Origin of the sequence: Pseudoflavonifractor sp. An85 (assembly GCF_002161235.1) — a bacterium.
In the GTDB taxonomy this organism is placed as follows: Bacteria; Bacillota; Clostridia; order Oscillospirales; family Oscillospiraceae; genus Enterenecus.
In genome coordinates, this window is record NZ_NFHE01000083.1 from 1 (window position 1) to 1,783 (window position 1,783).

The 1,783-nt window shown below is 61.2% G+C and carries 4 protein-coding genes; all 4 read right to left on the reverse strand.

What is annotated here, in order from left to right:
- Positions 1-287, reverse strand: a 287-nt coding sequence (locus B5G37_RS15340) for a ParA family protein (RefSeq protein ID WP_158099434.1), incomplete at its 3' end; no start/stop codon positions are given.
- Between the two features lie 5 nt (positions 288-292).
- Positions 293-493: a hypothetical protein gene (locus tag B5G37_RS15345; protein ID WP_087258937.1), complete on the reverse strand. Its 201-nt coding sequence runs from the start codon at positions 491-493 to the stop codon at positions 293-295.
- Positions 487-927, reverse strand: coding sequence for a single-stranded DNA-binding protein (locus B5G37_RS14375; protein WP_158099443.1), 441 nt, complete (start codon positions 925-927; stop codon positions 487-489). Before B5G37_RS14375 ends, B5G37_RS15345 begins: the two co-directional genes overlap by 7 nt.
- Positions 928-955: 28 nt before the next feature.
- The gene (locus B5G37_RS15350) at positions 956-1,594 is read right to left on the reverse strand and encodes a hypothetical protein (RefSeq protein WP_158099444.1); all 639 of its coding nucleotides are present in this window, start codon (positions 1,592-1,594) and stop codon (positions 956-958) included.
- Positions 1,595-1,783: the final 189 nt, after the last annotated feature.

A 1,783-nucleotide genomic window follows, 5' to 3' on the forward strand; every position in this document is an offset into this window, starting at 1 on the left:
GGCTCCACATCACGGGTGCTGGGCAGCATGGGCACGAGGATCATGTCCGCCGCGCGGCACCAGTCATCCATGCCGTTCTTCAGCACGCCCGCCGTGTCCACGATCTGGAAATCGCAGGATTCCGCATAGTCCGGGTCGTCGCACACCTCATGCACGTTGCCGCCCTGCGGATCGGTGGACACGAACGCCACGGTCATGCCGCGCCGCTCGAACGCGAACGCCAGCTCGTCGGCGATGGTCGTCTTGCCGACCCCGCCTTTCTGATTCAGCAACAGAATCGTATACATAATAATCAGTGTCCTTTCTTGAATTTCATTTGAAGACGATCGCCCAGTTCGGCGGCCCTGCCCATCGCCACACAGAAGATCAGGACGATGGGGATGAGCAGCGCCACGATGATCGCGACCACGATACCGCCCGCCGCCCAAGCGATGAAGACCAGCAGCGCATACCAGACGACGGTGAACGCGATAAGAAGGATGAAGCTCAGCATAATCCGGTCTGCTCCCACACGTCCTCATCGTAGAAGTCCGAATCGGTGGTAGCAGGGGAGGCCGGTGCCGCCGTCTGCTCCTGCGACATGGCGTTCTCCTCCCGTGGCTTCACGTTCCCGAACTCCAACTGATCCACGATGACACTCAGGGAGGAACGCTGCTCCTCGTCCTTCATGTAGGAGGAGTAGTGCAGCCTGCCGTCGATCATCACCTTCGTGCCCTTGGTCATGTACCGGGCAAGATGCTCGGCCCGCTGTCCGAACACCGCGCAGCGGACGAACACGGGCGCGTCCACATACTGTCCGCTCCCCCGATCCTTGCGCTTCTCGTTGACCGCCACCGTGAAACCGAGGACGGCAAGGTTCCCGTTCACGGTGCGCAGCTCCGCATCCCGCGTCAAATATCCGGCGATGCTCACCCTGTTGATGCTCATGATCTGCTCCTGTTCCTTATATATATGGTCACCGGTCTTCCGGCTCCCGAAAATCCCTGTCCCCATCCATGGGGTGCGAACGCCAGTCGTAACCCTGCGCGTCCAGCCGCTGCTCCAACCAGTCATACACATACCGGCGCTGCCACGCATCCGATTCCCAAGGCGTCGCGGCGGTCTCCAACGGGGCGTCCCAGCAGGAGACGCTGCGGTTGAGCAGGGTGTCCGCATAGTAGCAGGCGAGGAACCGGCCTTCGGGGGCGGGAGCCTGCCGGAACGCCGCCGTCATGTCGCGGAACTCCACCATGGGGAGGAACCTGCCGTGAATCCGGCAGTCTTCGAGACTGTATATATAGGAGAGGCCGTCACCGAACCGGCCTCCCACATGCACGAGGCGCACACGGAGCGCATCGAGCAGCAGGTCGCCCTCCTTTGTGATGCCGACGGTGCGCAGGCATCCGTCCGCATCACGCTCCTCACGGGTGACGGCGTCGATCCGCAGGGCCATGCCTTCCTCATGGCACCATTCGATCCGATACCCCATACCCTCCATGGCGGCGGCGAACCCGGACGCATACGAGTAGGCGTCCCGCCCCCGGAAGAAGGGCCTCGACCTGTCGTAGATGTCGAAGGCGTCGAACAGGCCGATCTCACCATGCCCTGTACCCATCGGGAACTCCTTTCACCTTGCCGTACACCCACCAGTGTAGCAAGCTATTTTGATAGAATAGTGGCTTCTTCATGTTCTGCACACCACATTCACATCTTGCTATCAAGGCAGCAACACAGGAATGTGGGCCTTCATTCTCAGCACGCCCGCGAGGGGCGATCCTGCCAAGGCAGGGACTAAAGGACCTCT